12 protein-coding genes and 2 pseudogenes are annotated in these 17023 nt (G+C 59.0%); 8 read left to right on the top strand and 6 right to left on the bottom strand.

All coding sequences use genetic code 11. The features are described from left to right. Positions 1-90 precede the first annotated feature (90 nt). Positions 91-534, bottom strand: a pseudogene (locus tag AO277_RS02620) (substrate-binding domain-containing protein); the annotation flags it as partial. Positions 535-766: 232 nt separating this feature from the next. Between AO277_RS02620 and AO277_RS02615 the strand changes: the two are divergent. The 7 genes from AO277_RS02615 (at position 767) to AO277_RS02585 (ending at position 9642) form a co-directional block, all read left to right on the top strand. Further along, positions 767-1582: a class II aldolase/adducin family protein gene (locus AO277_RS02615; protein ID WP_002553828.1), complete on the top strand. Its 816-nt coding sequence runs from the start codon at positions 767-769 to the stop codon at positions 1580-1582. A 70-nt stretch (positions 1583-1652) separates the two neighbouring features. After that, entirely contained in the window at positions 1653-2561 is a 909-nt protein-coding gene (gene glsB, locus AO277_RS02610; protein WP_002553827.1) for a glutaminase B, read from the top strand. A gap of 80 nt (positions 2562-2641) precedes the next feature. After that, positions 2642-3712 (top strand): DUF1615 domain-containing protein, encoded by a 1071-nt coding sequence (locus tag AO277_RS02605; protein ID WP_044319471.1) that lies wholly within the window; start codon positions 2642-2644, stop codon positions 3710-3712. 306 nt (positions 3713-4018) lie between these two features. Then, positions 4019-5830, top strand: a complete 1812-nt coding sequence (locus AO277_RS02600) for an ABC transporter ATP-binding protein (protein ID WP_044319472.1) — start codon at positions 4019-4021, stop codon at positions 5828-5830. Between the two features lie 87 nt (positions 5831-5917). Beyond that, positions 5918-6955 carry an NADP(H)-dependent aldo-keto reductase gene (locus tag AO277_RS02595; protein WP_044319473.1) on the top strand — a complete coding sequence of 346 codons (1038 nt, stop codon included), beginning with the start codon at positions 5918-5920 and terminating at the stop codon, positions 6953-6955. Between the two features lie 67 nt (positions 6956-7022). Beyond that, positions 7023-7823, top strand: a complete 801-nt coding sequence (locus AO277_RS02590) for an SDR family oxidoreductase (protein ID WP_044319474.1) — start codon at positions 7023-7025, stop codon at positions 7821-7823. Beyond that, entirely contained in the window at positions 7816-9642 is a 1827-nt protein-coding gene (locus AO277_RS02585; protein ID WP_044319475.1) for a glycoside hydrolase family 15 protein, read from the top strand. The genes AO277_RS02590 and AO277_RS02585 overlap by 8 nt, the downstream gene beginning before the upstream one ends. Before the next feature lie 48 nt (positions 9643-9690). On the opposite strand, the gene AO277_RS02580 is transcribed toward AO277_RS02585, so the two are convergent. The 5 genes from AO277_RS02580 to AO277_RS02560 are packed head-to-tail and all read right to left on the bottom strand — an operon-like array spanning position 9691 to position 15636. After that, the gene (locus tag AO277_RS02580) at positions 9691-11118 is read right to left on the bottom strand and encodes a DUF2723 domain-containing protein (RefSeq protein WP_044319476.1); all 1428 of its coding nucleotides are present in this window, start codon (positions 11116-11118) and stop codon (positions 9691-9693) included. Positions 11119-11172: 54 nt separating this feature from the next. Then, positions 11173-12138, bottom strand: coding sequence for a lysylphosphatidylglycerol synthase transmembrane domain-containing protein (locus AO277_RS02575; RefSeq protein ID WP_044319477.1), 966 nt, complete (start codon positions 12136-12138; stop codon positions 11173-11175). Next, entirely contained in the window at positions 12135-12875 is a 741-nt protein-coding gene (locus AO277_RS02570) for an SDR family oxidoreductase (protein WP_044319478.1), read from the bottom strand. Before AO277_RS02570 ends, AO277_RS02575 begins: the two co-directional genes overlap by 4 nt. Continuing rightward, on the bottom strand, positions 12872-14188 hold the full coding sequence (locus AO277_RS02565) for an FAD-binding oxidoreductase (protein ID WP_044319479.1): 1317 nt from the start codon (positions 14186-14188) through the stop codon (positions 12872-12874). Before AO277_RS02565 ends, AO277_RS02570 begins: the two co-directional genes overlap by 4 nt. Continuing rightward, positions 14185-15636 (bottom strand): UbiA family prenyltransferase, encoded by a 1452-nt coding sequence (locus tag AO277_RS02560; RefSeq protein ID WP_044319480.1) that lies wholly within the window; start codon positions 15634-15636, stop codon positions 14185-14187. Before AO277_RS02560 ends, AO277_RS02565 begins: the two co-directional genes overlap by 4 nt. 371 nt (positions 15637-16007) lie before the next feature. On the opposite strand from AO277_RS02560, the pseudogene AO277_RS02555 reads away from it, so the two are divergent. Beyond that, a pseudogene (locus tag AO277_RS02555) lies at positions 16008-16958 on the top strand (sigma 54-interacting transcriptional regulator); the annotation flags it as partial. Between the last annotated feature and the right edge of the window lie 65 nt (positions 16959-17023).

Raw genomic sequence — 17023 nt, 5'->3', positions numbered from 1 at the left:
CACAATATTCTTTCACGGCTGCGAGTTTTGCCTGCACTGTATATTTACCCATGACGCCTCCAAAGGTTGCGTCCAACCTTCGGGGGTCATACCATCGGTGAAGTCGGCGATGGTTTTGACGTTGGGATTATTGCTCACCAGGAAATAGGGGAAGTTGCCCAGCGATGCGACCGCCTTGACGTTCTGCCTGTCCTTGGTGCGGTCCCAGATGGTCAGCAACGGGCCAACCCCGGCACCGGCAACATCGATGGAGCCCGACAGCAGCGCATCGTTGACCGCCGAACCTCCGGACAGTTGGGTCCAGTCCACCTTGATCTCCAGGCCGTCTTCCTTGCCGTGTTTCTCGATCAATTGTTGATCGCGCACCACGTTGAGCAGCAGGTAGACGATGCCGAACTGCTCGGCGATGCGAATTTCGCCTTCAGCCTGTGCGCTGGCGGGCGCAATCAGCGTTCCGGTCAGTAGCGCGGCACAAAGCCCGATGGCCGCTGCCAGACGGCTGAAACAGGGTAGAAAGGGGGCAGGTTTTGACATGCATGGCTCCAAAACGGAAACGGAATTTTATGGAGCATATCGCTATATAAAAATTTATTTAAATAACCTAACGAATATGAATAGACCGCCTGATACGCTTGGGAAGCCTGTACACCAGTCGTTCTTAATATTCTTATTTTTTATAATTAGCTTAGAAGTAAATGTGATTTTTAATTGATTTGTAATGCGCCTAGTCTGGCTGGCCAGTCAGCAGTCACCAAGGAGCAACATTATGAGCAACGTCAGCGCTTTGCCACTCCAGCCAGGTACTACGCCGTCGGGTGGCGGCAGTGTGCGTGACAGGGTTTCGCCGCAGGAATGGGAAGTCCGGGTCAAGTTGGCGGCGGCCTATCGGCTGGCCGCGCTCAAGCGCTGGACCGACCATATCTATACACACTTCTCGGCGCGGGTACCGGGGCCGGACGAGCACTTTCTGATCAACGCGTTTGGCCTGTTGTTCGATGAAATCACCGCATCCAATCTGGTCAAGGTCGACATCGACGGCACGATTGTCGATGACCCGACAGGGCTGGGTATCAACTACGCCGGTTACGTGATTCACAGTGCCATTCACGCTGCGCGCCATGACCTGCAAGCGGTGCTGCACACCCACACCCGTGACGGTATCGCAGTGTCGGCGCAAAAGGACGGGCTGCTGCCGATTTCCCAGCACTCCATTGCCTTCTCCGGGCGCGTGGCCTATCACGGTTACGAAGGCATTGCGCTGGACCTGAGCGAGCGTGAACGACTGGTCGCGGACCTGGGTGACAAGAGCGTGATGATCCTGCGCAATCACGGCTTGCTCACCGGCGGGGTGAGTGTAGAGCACGCATTCCAGCAGCTGCATGCCCTCGAGTACGCCTGCAATATCCAGATTGCAGCGCAGTCTGCCGGCAACGCAGAGCTGGTGTTTCCGCCCCGGGAGGTCATCGCCAAAGTGGAAGAGCAGGCCAAGGCCATCAAGGACGGTAATGGTCCGGGTGTCGCCCGACACTGGAATGCGCTGATCCGCGAGCTGGAGCGTAGCGGCACCGATTACCGGGACTGAGCCTGCAACACAGTGATGCGAGGTGCCTGGGGTTGGTGTAGTGTGCGCAGCCAAAACAAGGGGCGCACACATGCAAGACCTGCTGAACGAAATCCTCGATGAAGTAAGACCCTTGCTTGGTCAGGGCAAGGTGGCCGATTACATTCCGGCACTGGGCGGGGTGCGGCCTGATCAACTGGGCATTGCGGTGTACGGCAACGACGGCCAGGTGTTCAGCGCCGGTGATGCCGAAACGCAGTTTTCGATACAGAGTATTTCCAAGGTGTTCAGCCTGGTGCAGGCCATCGGGCACTCCGGTGAGGACATCTGGCAGCGCCTGGGGCACGAGCCCTCCGGCCAGCCGTTCAACTCGCTGGTGCAGCTGGAATTCGAACGGGGCAGGCCGCGCAACCCCTTCATCAACGCCGGCGCGCTGGTGATCTGCGACATCAATCAGGCACGGTTTGCGGCGCCGTCGCTGTCAATGCGTGACTTCGTTCGACGCCTGTGCGGCAACCGGGCGATCACCTCCGATTCCAAAGTTGCGGAATCCGAATACCAGCACCGTTCGCGCAACGCCGCAGCGGCCTATCTGATGAAGTCATTCGACAATTTTCATGGCGATGTGGAAGACGTGCTGCGCAGCTATTTCCACCATTGTGCGCTGAGCATGAATTGCATTGATCTGGCCAAGGCGTTCGGTTTTCTGGCCAATCAGGGCTTCTGCACTCACAGTGGCGAGCAGATACTCACCGCACGCCAGGCCACTCAGGTCAATTCGATCATGGCCACCAGCGGGCTTTACGACGAAGCCGGTAACTTTGCCTATCGCGTTGGCCTGCCAGGCAAGAGCGGAGTAGGGGGTGGTATCGTTGCGATTGTGCCGGAGCGCGCTTCGGTCTGTGTGTGGTCTCCGGAGTTGAACGCGGCGGGCAATTCCCTTGTCGGTATGGCTGCGTTGGAAAAACTCAGCGCGAGGATCGACTGGTCGGTGTTTTAAAGCCTTCTGAAGTGAACCGTGCGGTAAAGCGCGAAAGTGGCAGGAGTCATGGATTGAATCGAAGGCTAAGCAAATCGCTCATGCTGAGCGTCGGGCTGCTGGTGCTGGCAGGTTGTGGCACCCAGCGTGTGCAGGAACCTGAACTGAGCCCGGAACAGGCGCGTGCGCAGATCGTGCGCCTGATGCCTGCCACTGTTACGGATCGGCAGGCGTGGGCAACGGATATCCATGCCGCATTTGCCGCGCAGAAAATTCCGATGACCACCGAAAACCTGTGCTCGGTATTGGCTGTGACCGAACAGGAGTCAACCTTTCAGGTCGATCCTGCGGTGCCGGACATGGGCCGCATTGCCCGTGCCGAAATAAACCGCCGCGCGGCGCGCTTGCATATCCCCAATGCGTTGATAGCCACTGCATTGCGCGTACGTTCACCAGACGGCAAGACCTATGGCAAGCGGCTCGATTCAGCCCGCACAGAGAAAGACCTCAGCGCGATCTTTGATGATTTCATCGGCATGGTACCGCTGGGCCAGACACTGTTCGGCAATTTCAACCCGGTCAAGACCGGCGGCCCGATGCAGGTCAGCATCGCCTTTGCCGAGAAGCATGCGGAAGATTATCCCTACACGGTGGATGGCTCGATCCGACGCGAAGTCTTTACTCGCCGTGGCGGCATGTATTTCGGCATCGCTCATCTACTGGGTTACCCGGTGAACTACACCCAGTCCCTGTACCGCTTTGCCGATTTCAATGCCGGTTGGTACGCCAGTCGCAATGCCGCGTTTCAGAACGCGGTGAGTCGTGCGACCGGCATCGAGCTGGCGCTTGATGGCGATCTGATTCGTTTCGACTCCACCTCGCCAGGCTCCACCGAGCTGGCAGTGCGAACCCTGGCTGACCGGCTGGGCATGAACAAGTCACAGATATGGAACCAGCTCAAGCAGGGCGATACCCTGGAGTTCGAAGAGACCGATCTGTACAGCAAGGTGTTTGCACTGGCGGACAAGGCAGCAGGCAAGCCCTTGCCAAGAGCCATCCTGCCCGGCATCACCCTGAAAAGCCCGAAAATCACCCGCAACCTGACCACCGCCTGGTTCGCCGAACGCGTCGACGACCGCCGCGAACGATGCGTACAGCGCGCACCGAAGTGAGGGTAAGTCCGGAATAAGCGATCACACATCGATTATCGTTACCACGCTCCGCGTGGTAATGCAGTTCGTGACGCTCCGCGTCACACATTAGAGCCTCGACACCTGATTCAGGCCTTACGAGATGCTGGCCTGAGCTCCGGTTACGCCTGCTGTTTCACCAGACTGAAGATGTGTGACGCAGAGCGTCACGAACTGCATGCCAACGCGGAGCATTGGCACGATAGTCATCTCAAGGCTTTGTGTATAACGATGAGCGCTCCAGTGAACTGCCCCCTATATGTAAGGCTCTTCAGGATTTGTTAACGTATGCCGGTTTTCAAACGCTTCACGTCCTTCATGCAGCAGGCCTTACGGGCCATGCATCTGGTCTGGACCACGTCCCGAGCGCTCTCCGTTGGTTTGATCGTTGCCACGCTGGTGGCAGGCTTGCTGCCCGCGCTGGCCGCCTGGTTGGGGCAGCGGATTGTCGATGCGGTGGTCAGTGCCATGCAACTGCATGCCAGCACTGGCGAGGCGCCTCTATGGCCGGTGTTGCGTTATGTGTTGCTGGAGGCCGGTGTACTGGCGCTGCTGGCCGGTGCGCAACGCGGTCTGTCGGTGCAGCAGGCGTTGTTGCGGGTGTTGCTGGGGCAGAAGGTCAATACGTTGATTCTGGAGAAGGCCCAGACCCTGTCACTGTCGCAGTTCGAGGATTCGGAGTTCTACGACAAGCTGGTACGAGTCCGGCGTGAAGCCTCGACCCGGCCTCTGGCGCTGGTGACCAAATCCCTGGGATTGCTGCAAAACCTCATTTCGCTGATCAGCTTTGCCGTACTGCTGGTGCATTTCTCGCCCTGGGCGTTGCTGATTCTGGTGCTCGGCGCATTGCCGGTGTTTTTTGCCGAGGCGCATTTTTCCGGCGACGCGTTCCGCCTGTTTACCCGGCGTGCTCCGGAAACCCGTCGGCAGAACTACATCGAAACACTGCTCTCCCACGAGGGCTACATCAAAGAGGTCAAGCTGTTCGGCTTCGCGCCGCTGCTGCTCAAACGATATCGCGACACCTTTGAACGTTTGTATGCCGAAGACCGCCGCTTGACCGTGCGCCGTGATGGCTGGGGCTTTCTGCTCGGCTTGCTGGGCACTGCTTCGTTCTATCTGGCGTACGCCTGGGTGGTGGTCGATGCGGTGCATGGGCGTATTACCCTGGGGCAGATGACCATGTACCTGGTGCTGTTCAAGCAAGGGCAGGCCTCTGTGAGCAGCAGCCTGAGTGCGATCAGTGGTTTGTACGAGGACGGGCTGTACCTGGCCGACCTGTACATTTACCTCGGTCAGCCGGTCATGCCGTCTGCTGGCAGCCTGACCCAGGGTGCGCTGCCCGGCGATGGCATGCGTTTCGAGAATGTCAGCTTCACTTACCCTGGCACCAGCCGCGCAGCATTGGAAAACATCGATCTGCATCTTGCACCGGGTCGTAGCGTGGCGCTGGTGGGCGAGAACGGCTCGGGGAAGACCACCCTGATCAAGTTGCTGACGCGCCTTTATCAGCCCGACCAAGGCCGCATTCTGCTGGATGGCAGCGATCTGCAGGACTGGGACGAAGACGCCCTGCGGTCGCGCATCGGCGTGATTTTTCAGGACTTCATCCGCTATCAGTTTCTGGTCGGTGAAAACCTCGGGGTCGGCGATACCCACGCCTTTCACGACGAAACCCGCTGGCGCGAAGCCGCTGCGCAAGGCATGGCAGCGCAGTTTATCGAACAGCTCGACAAGGGTTACGCCACACAATTGGGGCGTTGGTTCGCAGGCGGTCAGGAGCTGTCCGGCGGGCAGTGGCAGAAAATCGCGCTGTCACGCGCCTATATGCGCCGCGATGCCGATATTCTGATTCTCGATGAGCCCACTGCCGCGTTGGATGCCGGGGCAGAAGCTGCGGTATTCGAGCACTTTCGCGAGTACGCCAAGGGACGCATGACGCTGCTGATTTCCCACCGTTTTTCCAGTGTGCGCAACGCCGAACATATCGTGGTGCTGGAGCATGGGCGGGTGCTGGAGCGCGGTGATCACGACAGCCTGATCGCCGCCGCAGGGCGCTACGCCGCGCTGTTTGATCTGCAGGCGCAAGGCTATCGTTAGATAAAAAGTGTTGCAGTGAATGACCAGTCGGCGTTTTATGGGAGCCCTGTTTCAAGCTGTATCTTTTTGAATCAAACGGAGACATCGATGCAATTTCGTAAATTGGGCAAAACCGATCTGTCGATCAGCGCGATCTGTCTGGGCACCATGACCTGGGGCGAGCAGAACACCCAGGATGAAGCATTCGAACAGATTCGTATGGCCAAGGATGCCAAGGTCAACTTCCTCGACACGGCAGAAATGTACCCGGTGCCGCCGCGTGGCGAGACTTACACCAAGACCGAAAGCATCATCGGCGAGTACTTCAAGAAGTACGGTGACCGCAACGACTGGGTACTGGCCAGCAAGGTCGCCGGTCCAGGTCGCATGGATCATATCCGCGATGGCAATCCGCGGCTTGACCGCAAGAACATCACTGCGGCGCTGGAAGCCAGCCTCAAGCGCCTTAATACTGATTACCTGGACCTGTACCAGTTGCACTGGCCGGATCGCAAGACCAACTTCTTCGGCGTGCTGGGTTACACCCACGACCCGGATGATCAGGCTGTCGAAATCGAAGAAACCCTGTCGGTACTGGGCGATCTGGTCAACGCGGGCAAGATTCGCCACTTCGGCCTCTCCAACGAAACGCCATGGGGCACTCAGCGTTTTCTGCACCTTGCCGAAACCCTCGATCTGCCACGTGCTGTCTCGATCCAGAACCCCTATAACCTGCTTAACCGCACCTTCGAAGTGGGTCTGGCAGAAATCGCTATTCGCGAACAGATCGGCTTGCTGGCCTATTCGCCACTGGCGTTCGGTGTGTTGGCCGGCAAGTACCTGGACGGTGCACGTCCGGCTGATGGCCGCCTGACCCTGTTCGAGCGTTTCCAGCGCTACAACAAACCGCAGGCCGTCACTGCCACGGCCAAGTATGTCGCGCTGGCTCGCGAGCATGGTCTGGATCCATCGCAGATGGCGCTGGCCTATGTCACCAGCCGTCCGTTCGTGACCAGCAACATCATTGGTGCCACGAAACTGGATCAACTGAAGATCAACCTGGAGAGCATCGCCGTCACGCTGTCCGACGAGGTCATCGCCGGCATCGAAGCCATTCATACCTCTCAGCCCAACCCGGCACCCTAAGCCGAACTGAACTTACTTTCAGCCTCGTCAGTCAGCACTAGTACGCTTACTCCGAGGCTGAAATTCGATGCATATCTCACTCAAGCAACAAGTCGCTATCGTCACCGGAGCCAGTTCCGGTCTCGGCGCGGGTGCCGCGCGAGCGCTGGCGGACGCCGGGGCGGCGGTGGTGATCAATTACAACTCCAAGGCTGAACCTGCCGAGAAGCTGGCTGAAGAGATTCGCGCAGCGGGCGGTCGCGCCCTTGCTGTCGGGGCCGACGTGTCGAAAGAAGCAGACGTCGAGCGCCTGTTTGCGCAGACCATCGAGCACTTTGGCGCATTGGACATTCTGGTCGCCAACTCGGGCCTGCAAAAAGACGCAGCCATCGTCGACATGAGCCTGGAAGACTGGAACACGGTCATCAATGTCAACCTGACCGGGCAATTTCTCTGTGCCCGTGCGGCGTTGCGCCAGTTCATCAAGCAAGGCATGCGCCCTGATTTGTCACGGGCGATGGGCAAGATCATTCACATGAGTTCGGTGCATCAGTTGATTCCATGGGCCGGGCACGTCAATTACGCAGCGTCCAAGGGCGGCGTCGACCTGTTGATGCGCAGCATCGCTCAGGAAGTCGGCGAGCTGAAAATTCGCGTCAACAGCGTCGCGCCGGGTGCTATTCGCACGCCGATCAATGCCGACGCGCGCAAGGGCGACGCCGAGAAGGAAATGCTCAAGCTGATCCCTTATGGCCGTATCGGTGAGCCTGAAGACGTCGCCAATGCCGTGCTCTGGCTGGCCTCCGATGCCTCGGATTATGTGCACGGCACAACCCTGTACATCGACGGCGGGATGACCCTTTATCCGGAGTTCCGTGGCAATGGCTGACTTTCCCCAAGAAGCGCAAAACCGTATCGAAGACCACGGCATCATCGGCGATATGCGCAGCGCCGCGTTGATCGCCAACACCGGCAGCATCGATTTCTGCTGCTGGCCGGATTTCGACAGCCCGTCGATTTTCACCGCGCTGCTGGATACGCCCGATGCCGGTATCTTTCAGCTGGCGCCCGATTTGCCTGACGCCAGGCGGCTGCAGATCTACCTGCCGGACACCAATGTCCTGCAAACCCGCTGGATTTCCGAGGACGCGGTGGTGGAAGTCACCGACCTGATGCCGATTGGTGAAGATCAGGACGATCTGCCGCGCATCGTGCGCAGGGTTCAAGTGCGTTTTGGCGAGGCCACCATTCGCATGCGCTGCCGGGTACGCATGGACTACAGCCGTGCTGAAACCACCGCTCGCGTCGATGGCCAGGACATCTGTTTCGAGGCCGAAGGGCAGCCAGGCATGCGCTTGTCGGCTGCTACGCCGCTACAGCTGGAGCAGCAGGACGCTGTAGCCAAGTTTCACATGCATAAAGGCCAGACCGTCGAGTTCATTCTTGGCGGTATCGACGACCCGAACGTGGCCGCAGGCAAATGCTCGCGCTATTTCGACGACACACTGAAATTCTGGCGGCGCTGGGCCGGGCAATCGCAATACAAGGGCCGCTGGCGTGAAATGGTCACTCGCTCGGCGCTGGCGCTCAAGCTGCTGACCTCGCGCAAGCATGGCGGCATTGTCGCAGCCGCGACGTTCGGTCTGCCGGAAACCGAGGGCGGCGAGCGCAACTGGGACTACCGTTACACCTGGATACGTGACGCATCATTCACCGTGTATGCGTTCATGCGCCTGGGGTACACCGATGAAGCCAATGCCTTCATGAGCTGGGTGCGCGGGCGACTGGATGACTGCTGTGAACAGACCGAGAAACTCGGCATTCTATATGCCCTCGATGGCCACGCAGAATTGCCGGAAGACAATCTCGATCATTTGTCCGGCTACGGCGGTGCTCAGCCGGTAAGCATCGGCAATGAGGCCTACAAGCAGGTTCAGCTGGATATCTATGGCGAACTGATGGACGCCGTCTACCTGGCCAACAAGTATGGAGACGCTATTTCCCATGATGGCTGGCAGCATGTCGTTCGCCAGGTCGACTACGTGTGCGAACACTGGAGCGACCGCGATGTGGGCATCTGGGAAATGCGCGGTGGCGATCAGCATTTTCTGCATTCGCGGCTGATGTGCTGGGTTGCACTGGACCGGGCACTGCGCCTGGCGTTCAAGCGCTCGCTGTCGGGGCCCTTCGAGCGCTGGACCAGGGTACGTGAAGAGATCCACAACGACATCTGGGAGAATTTCTGGAACGAAGACCTGGGCCACTTCGTGCAGCACAAGGGCAGCCGCAATCTGGATGCCTCGATGCTGCTGATGCCGCTGGTACGCTTTGTCGGTGCCAATGACCCGAAGTGGCTGGCGACGCTGGACGCCATCGAAGCAGCACTGGTGCGTGACGGGATGGTATTCCGCTATCGCAACGATGATGATCACGATGACGGACTGGCAGGCGAAGAGGGCGCATTCGTTGCCTGTTCGTTCTGGTACATCGAGTGTCTGGCCCGTGCCGGTCGGGTCGAGCAGGCGCATCTGGAGTTCGAACAATTGCTGCGTTACGCCAACCCGCTGGGCTTGTACGCCGAAGAATTCGACGCGCATGCTCATCATCTCGGTAATACACCGCAGGCCCTGAGCCATCTGGCGTTGATCAGCGCGGCCAGTTTTCTGGACCGCAAACTGGGCGGCGGGCAGGCGCTCTGGCAGCCTTGAGAGTGTGCGCGAACGTGTCATGAATGTGAGTCAGAGGTTCATTCATGATCAGTTCGCCTGCAATGAATATCCTGCCGGCTGTTCTTCCAGCCGGTAGTTCTGTGTAAGCGTCCCGCAATAGCTCAACCGTGGCAGATAGACGCCGTTGCTGTTCAAGGCCGCTCGAATGGCAACGTTGTCGTCGCACATGGCCAGCCTGCGACCGCCAAGCAGCCCGATGGCTTGCCCGGAGCGCATGGCACCCATCGGTGTCCAGTCGGCGATGATCAACGCACCGTTGGGCACGACCTGTTCATAGGCGCGCACGAACTGCTCGGCAGAGCGGTCGCGCAGGTAAGGCACCATGAAATAACGGATATCGTCGCGATAGGGCAGCTTCTCCTTATGCTCAGGAAAATGTATGACCCCGTTTGCGTAAAGTGAATACGCCAACAGAACCACTGTCGGCGAGGACAATACCGAGAGATTGAGCAAGGTGCTGCGTGTCACATTGTGTGGCAAAAACCGCCGCAGCTGAATCATGCCGATGATGCTCAGCATCGCCACGCCGGGTAGAAAAAAGGTGAAACGGTCGGTCACGTTATAGGAAATGGCAAAAACCAGATTCAACAGCGCCGCACTCCACAACAACCGCAGCCGACTCTCCTTGGGAAACAGCAGCAGCCCCGCCAACTGCGGCCCTATCAGTGACAGCAGCACCAGTATGGCTGCGTTCCTTTCTTCCAGGAGTTCGTCGAAACGCAACAGGCTGCCTTGCCACTCAGGCCCCGCAATGGTCGCGGACGCACCGGTCAGGTAACGTCGAGCAATATCCAGCAGGCCCAATCCGGTGTTCAGGTCATTGAATACCGCGACAGCCGCCGACGCGAAGCCGAGCATGAAGCCGGGCAGGGTGATCAAAACGCGCGCTTTATACAGGTACAGCAGATGCAGGTACAGCGGCAGCAGGACCACGAAGGTCAGTTGATGAGTCGAGGCCGCCATTCCAGTCAGCACGCCAATCATGAACAGCTTTTTCAGCGGCGTCAGACGGTTACTGTCATTGAACTGCAGCGTATAAGCCAGCAGTACGAACAGCGTGTGCAGCAGATAAACCTCGGCTTTGGTCGACACCCAGAACACTCCGTGCGCCAATACCGTCGCTGCGCCAGCGAGTACGGCCTGACGTGGCCCGGCGCCGAGGCTTTGCGCCAGTCGATAGACGATCCATGCCAACGGCACGAGGAGTAACGAATTCAGCAGGCTGAGCGCGCGTGGGCCGAACAGTGTGAAGAATACCGAGTTGAGCAGTTGATAAAGCGGATGCTCCAGCGGTCCGAGCGACTCACTGAAATAATGGCCTTCGCGGGCGTTGGCCAGAAACATGCCATTGTCCATCCATTGCACCGGCCCGCTGGAGGCCAGAAAACTTGCGGCGATGGCGGCACCCAGCAGAAACAGGGGCATGGCAATCGAGGTGCGCGAATCGGGTAGCATTGAACAGCTCCTCCGTGAGGTGAACAAAAGGTGTCGGGTGCCTGCTTTACTGCCTCAAGACTGACGTCCCGGTGGTGCAGCGTTGAATCGGGAAAGCATCACGGCACCGATCGCCACTGCGAACCACAGGGTCGCCAGACGTATCAGCAGCGTGGCGGCAATCGCGTCGGCCCCAGGCATGCCCTTGAACATCAGCAGCCCGACCATCACTGCTTCGGCACTGCCCAGGCCACCCGGCATGAAGCTCAACGCTCCGGCGAGCATTGCCAGTGCATAGGTAAACACGGCAAACGTCAGTGGGATCTGCGCGCCCATCCAGCCAAGCATCCAGTAAAACGCTAGTGCCTCGGCGCTCCAGGCAAGCAGCCTGAGCAGGCTGGCGGTCAGCAACACTCTCCCGTGCAGGCATTGACGGGCGGCGAGCAGGATGTCGAACAGCTGCCGCCGCAGCCTGTGCAGTCGTGTGCTCTTCTCCGTGCGCAGCGCACCTCGCATGCGCTTCAGCAAATGACCCTGAGACAGCACCAGCAGCCCCGCCAGAACCAGCGCCAGGCCGATAAAAATCATGGGTTGCGCCTGCGGGTACCACGACAGACCGAACAGCGTCAGCAGCACGATGGCCAGCAGATCGGACAGGCGTTCGCTGAAAAATGCAGCAAAACTTTGTGGGTACGGTACGCCCAGCGGCCTGAGCAATACGCCACGCAATGCTTCGCCGGCCTTGCCGGGCGTGGTTGTCAGGGCGAAGCCGGCCAGGTAGATCCGCAGGCTTTGCCGCCAGGCAAGCGGATGCCCCAGCACCTCAAGGTAAAGCTGCCAGCGTCCGAAGCGCAGCGCGTAGTTGATTGCCGACATCAGCAAGACCAAGCCAATGCCCTGCACCCCGACCTTGCCGGTTGCTGCGCTGACTGCCTGCCAGCCGCCCCACAGGGAAAATCCCAGATAGCCCAGTGCCGAGAAGACGACCGACAGCAGCACCGCCCGATAGCGCCAGCCTGACAGCAGCGGCATGTCGCTCAAAGGTCGAGCCTTTTGAATAATGGCTGTGGAATCGCGCGAATCACCCACATGATCCGTGCCCAGAAGCCCGGCGCATAAAGGCTTGTAGACCCGCGCGCGATGCCCTTGACGATGCGCTCCGCAACAGCTGCCGGTTGCGCAACCAGCAAGGCAGGCAACGGCAGGCCGTGGGTCATGGGCGTGTCGACAAAACCCGGCTTGATGGTCACTACGTGTACGCCGAGTTTGAACATCCGCGCCTGCAACCCATCGCAGAACGTCGAGACGGCAGCCTTGGCCGAGCCGTACAGGTAATTGGAAGGGCGTCCTCGATCACCAGCGACGGAGGAAAGCACTGCCAGTGTGCCGCAGCGCTGCACTTCGAAATGCCTGGCCAGCAGGGTCAGCAAGGCAATAACCGATGCACCGTTGGTGATGAATTCCTGTATGGCCAGGCCTGCGTATTGCTCGCAGGCCTTCTGGTCGGGCAGGGTGCCGTGAGCCAACAGGACGATATCGATCTGCCCCAATGCAGCCAGACAGTCGGCCAGCATCGCCGGGTGCTCTGAAAAGTGCGTAACGTCCAGTCGGTGTGTGTCGATACGCCCGGCACCGCGCGCCTTGAGATCGGCTGCATTGCTGTCGAGCTTCTCAATGTCGCGCGCCACCAGAAAAAAATCACAGCCCTGCGCGGCCCAGAGTCGGGCACAGGCGTGGGCGATGGCTGATGTCGCGCCGATGATCAGAATTTTTTTCATGGCATCACTCGTTTCCAGAAGCGGGACATCAAGGACGGGTCACGCAGGGCTTCAAGTTGCTCCCAGGCTGGATAGGCCTGGCGGAAATCGCTCCCGGTCATGTGTGCATCTTTTGCCGGATATAGACGTCCACCCGCTTCACGGACAATGGCATCCAGGCGTGGGAACAGTGTTTCGGCCAGCTCGCGCGTCTGCGAAAAATCCAGTGCCAGCGAAGTACCCGGCATCGGGAAGGACAGCAGCCCCGGCGAAGCGATATCGCCGCAGCGCTTGAGTACCGCAAGGAATGAACCCCGGCCCGATGCAGCAATCGCATCGAGCAGCAGTTGCATGGCCTTGGGCGCGCAATGCCCGGGGATCACGCACTGGTATTGCTGAAACCCTTTGCGACCATAAAGACGATTCCAGTGCTGGATGCGATCCAGCGGGTAGAAGAACGCTTCGCACGCGCTGCGGCGGGCCTTGGCCTGTTGTGGATGGGCGTGCCAGTAGATCGAATTGAATGCACGCAAGGACAGATGGTTGACCAGTGAAAGCGGGGCAATGAACGGTATGCTCAGACGCTTGGGCGCATCGACCGTTAGCGACCCGTAACGAGCGTGGTCGCCGACGATGTACACGCCACGGCCGCTATTACTGCCTCGCGCCAGGCAATCAATCCAGGCCACGCTGTATTCGTGCTGCGCGTCCAGCTCGTGCGACAGGGTAAAAAATTCTGCCAGATTGGCGAAGCGCACCACCGTGCTGTTGATCTGACTGGTACGGATCGGCATCAATTGCAGCTCGACCCGACTGATAACGCCGGTCAAGCCCAGGCCGCCGATGCTGGCAGCGAAAAAAAAAGGGTTTTCCACGGCCGAACAAACCATCGGCGGCTCGCCATGACGGATCAATTCGAAACGCATGACATGACAGCCGAAGGTGCCGCGTAGATGATGATTCTTGCCGTGCACGTCGTTGGCAAGTGCGCCGCCTATCGTCACAAACTGCGTGCCCGGTGTGACCGGTAGAAACCAGCCACGCGGGATTGCTGCCGCCAGCAGTTGTGACAGGGTCATGCCTGCTTCCAGTTGCACCACGCCGTTCTGCCAGTCTGCGGCGATGAAGCGATCCAGCTTGCGCATGTCCAGTACGTGACCACTGCTGGCCAGACAGCTGTCGCCGTAGCTACGGCCGTTGCCGAACGGCAGGCTGGTGTGATGGTGCGCAAGTGTTTCCGAGATGTGCGCCGGCAAGCGATTTACCGCCTCACAGTCATGACCTTGCTGGGCAACCTGCGGGTAGCGCCCCCAGGAGTAGAGAGGCGCGCTCATGCGGCGATCCAGAACACCAGCAGGAACAGAAAACCGATCCCCTGGCTGATCCGGTCGCGGATTGCGAAAACTACCGGGTCCTCGTTCATCTGGCCGCGATGGGTGAGCATCCAGATCCGGGTGATCCAGAACAACAGCAACGGGCAGGCCAGCCAGATCACATGCGGATGCTGATACAGGGCAACCGTCGCGCCCTCATGGATGTAAAGCGCCAGGACCATTACCGCCAGATTGCCCGACGATGCACCCAGGGAGGCGATCATGTCCAGATCGCCCGGGTAGTAGCCGCGGCCGCGTGTCTTGACGGTCACATCGCACAGCCTAGCGTCGCGCAGTTCGGCATAGCGCTTGACCAGCGCGAGGCTGAGAAACAGAAACATTGAAAATGCCAGAATCCAGAACGTCAGCGGCAACTGAAACGCCGCTGCACCGGCCAGGATGCGCGTGGTGTAGAGCATCGCCAGAACAATGACGTCCACTGCCATGTGGCGCTTGAGGTAAAGCGAGTAGACCAGCGTCAGCAAGTAATAGGCAGCCAGCACCGCCGCAAATTGCCATGGCAACATGATTGCCGCGCCGGCGAAGGCTGCTGCGAGCAACAGCGGGATCACCAGTAAGCCGGATTCGATCGACAACTGACCGCTGGCGAACGGGCGCTCGCGTTTGCTTCGATGGTGGCGGTCATCTGCCAGATCAAGCAGGTCATTGAGCAGGTAAACGCTTGATGCGCAGAGCCCGAAACACAAAAATGCCAGCAATCCGTCGAGCAGCAATTGCGTGCTCTGGACTTGGTGAGCAGCGAGCAGGGGCACAAAAATCAGTGTGTTTTTCAGCCATTGGTGGAGGCGCAACGCCTTGTACCACGCACTGCGTCGGGACGATGTGGATTTGATCACCTGTTCGACTTTTCCTTGTGCCCGCGCCGCGCGCTCCACACCTGCGAGCGGGCTGGCGACGATGGCCTTGCGTGAGACTTTCCAGATGCACAGGTCGTCCCGGGAATTACCGATGTAATCAAAGCCGCCCTCACCATAATGGCTGACCAGCAAATCGCGTTTGCGATGGGCAGAAAGATTGGTTTTACCGTCCGAGGCCCAGACCTGATCAAACATTTGCAGGTGTGCTGCAATCTGGTTGGCAAGGGTTTCGTGAGAGGCCGTTGCCAAAACCACCCTGCGCCCGTGCTGCCGACTGGTCTGGATATAAGCGATGACCGCAGCATCGTAGGGCAGTAACGCAATGTCGATGTCGGTGCCCAGAGCCAGCCCTTGCTTGAGGGACGCCTTGCCTTGTAACAGCCAGGTAAAAAGCTTGAATACCTGTAGTGGTCGGCCTCGGATAAAAGCTACTGCGGTTTCAAACAGCAAATCTGAACGCAGCAGCGTTCCATCGAGGTCGACAACCAGAGGTGTATCAACCTCAAGAACTCCTCCGTGAGTGCCGGGCATGAACAGTTGCTCCTGTAAAAGTGAGCGCACTATGGAACAAGACCGGACAATCGCCACATCAATAAAATTAAACGATATCCATCATTCAGCCGTGCCTGTGGCGTCAGAAAAATTAAGGGTCGGGCAACTGTAATTGCATGAACGCTATTGATTCATTGATTGATCAAATAACGGAATCTGGTACGGAAACTGTAAAGTTAATGAGTCATTTCAGAGGGCTGATTAACGGCGGTAGCTCTGATTCGCTCGTTGATACAACGTGTTCGACATACGGTGCCAGAACGGGCGAGCCTGGATAAACATCGCGGTGACCACTTATTCAGCCTGGCGAGTCATAATGACGCCTTTGTTGGCCGTCTGCTGGAGTCGTAATGACCCACCCCCTGTTGCGTGAGCTGATACCGTTGGTGTCCGACCTGTCCAGAGAACTGCCGGACGAAGAGCGTTATCGGCGTCTGCTGTGCTCGCTGCGCCACTGGCTGCCTTGCGACGCTACTGCACTGCTCAGGCTTGAGGGTGATGTGCTGATTCCACTGGCGGTCGACGGACTCAGCCCGGACGCGCTCGGTCGTCGCTTCCTGGTCAGCGAGCATCCTCGCTTCGAGGCGTTGCTTGCGAGTGACGGGCCGCTGCGCTTTGCTGCCGATTGCGATTTACCGGACCCTTATGACGGGCTGGTCGACGGTCATGGCGCGTTGGAAGTGCATGATTGCCTGGGCTGCGTGCTGTCTGTTCAGGGGCGGCCCTGGGGGCTTATTACCCTGGATTCGCTGGACCCCTCCAGCTTTGGCAGCGTCGATCTGGATAACCTGCAGGCCTTCGCCAGCCTCGCCGCGGCAACGGTCATGGCGGGCGAGCGCATCAACCAGTTGGCGCGGGGTTTTGAAGATCAGCGCCAGTTGGCCGAGGTCTACAAGCGCGCTGCCGGAGGGCGAGCGCCTCGCGAGCTGATTGGTCAGAGCGCGGTTCACCAGCGTATGCAGCAGGAGATTGAACTGGTCGGCAACAGCCCGCTGACGGTACTGGTCATGGGTGAAACCGGTGTCGGCAAGGAGTTGGTGGCCGAGTCCATCCATCTGCACTCGCCGCGGGCACACAAGCCGCTGATCAGCCTCAACTGCGCCGCGCTGCCTGAAATGCTGGTCGAAAGCGAATTGTTCGGGCATGTCAAAGGCGCTTTTTCCGGGGCGGTCAATGGGCGTAGCGGCAGGTTCGAGCTGGCGGATGGCGGTACGTTGTTCCTTGACGAGGTGGGTGAGCTGCCATTGTCGGTGCAATCCAAGCTGTTGCGTGTGCTGCAAAGTGGTCAGTTGCAACGGGTGAACCGCCCCGGGTTTCTCGGAGACTCCAACCTTTGAGAGGATGGAGCGATGAAAAAACTACCGAA

It is taken from the genome of Pseudomonas amygdali (genome assembly GCF_002699855.1).
In the GTDB taxonomy this organism is placed as follows: Bacteria; Pseudomonadota; Gammaproteobacteria; order Pseudomonadales; family Pseudomonadaceae; genus Aquipseudomonas; species Aquipseudomonas amygdali.
Note: the sequence above shows the minus strand (reverse complement) of the source record. Positions and strands in the feature narration are given on the sequence as shown.

What these genes read in the sequence shown, in the direction of transcription:
- glsB (WP_002553827.1), top strand. Translation starts at nt 1,653, where the DNA reads ATGCAAGACCTGCTGAACGAAATCCTCGATGAAGTAAGACCCTTGCTT.
- AO277_RS02570 (WP_044319478.1), bottom strand. Translation starts at nt 12,875, where the DNA reads ATGAAAAAAATTCTGATCATCGGCGCGACATCAGCCATCGCCCACGCC.
- AO277_RS02615 (WP_002553828.1), top strand. Translation starts at nt 767, where the DNA reads ATGAGCAACGTCAGCGCTTTGCCACTCCAGCCAGGTACTACGCCGTCG.
- AO277_RS02585 (WP_044319475.1), top strand. Translation starts at nt 7,816, where the DNA reads ATGGCTGACTTTCCCCAAGAAGCGCAAAACCGTATCGAAGACCACGGC.
- AO277_RS02580 (WP_044319476.1), bottom strand. Translation starts at nt 11,118, where the DNA reads ATGCTACCCGATTCGCGCACCTCGATTGCCATGCCCCTGTTTCTGCTG.
- AO277_RS02600 (WP_044319472.1), top strand. Translation starts at nt 4,019, where the DNA reads ATGCCGGTTTTCAAACGCTTCACGTCCTTCATGCAGCAGGCCTTACGG.
- AO277_RS02595 (WP_044319473.1), top strand. Translation starts at nt 5,918, where the DNA reads ATGCAATTTCGTAAATTGGGCAAAACCGATCTGTCGATCAGCGCGATC.
- AO277_RS02590 (WP_044319474.1), top strand. Translation starts at nt 7,023, where the DNA reads ATGCATATCTCACTCAAGCAACAAGTCGCTATCGTCACCGGAGCCAGT.
- AO277_RS02560 (WP_044319480.1), bottom strand. Translation starts at nt 15,636, where the DNA reads ATGCCCGGCACTCACGGAGGAGTTCTTGAGGTTGATACACCTCTGGTT.
- AO277_RS02605 (WP_044319471.1), top strand. Translation starts at nt 2,642, where the DNA reads ATGCTGAGCGTCGGGCTGCTGGTGCTGGCAGGTTGTGGCACCCAGCGT.
- AO277_RS02565 (WP_044319479.1), bottom strand. Translation starts at nt 14,188, where the DNA reads ATGAGCGCGCCTCTCTACTCCTGGGGGCGCTACCCGCAGGTTGCCCAG.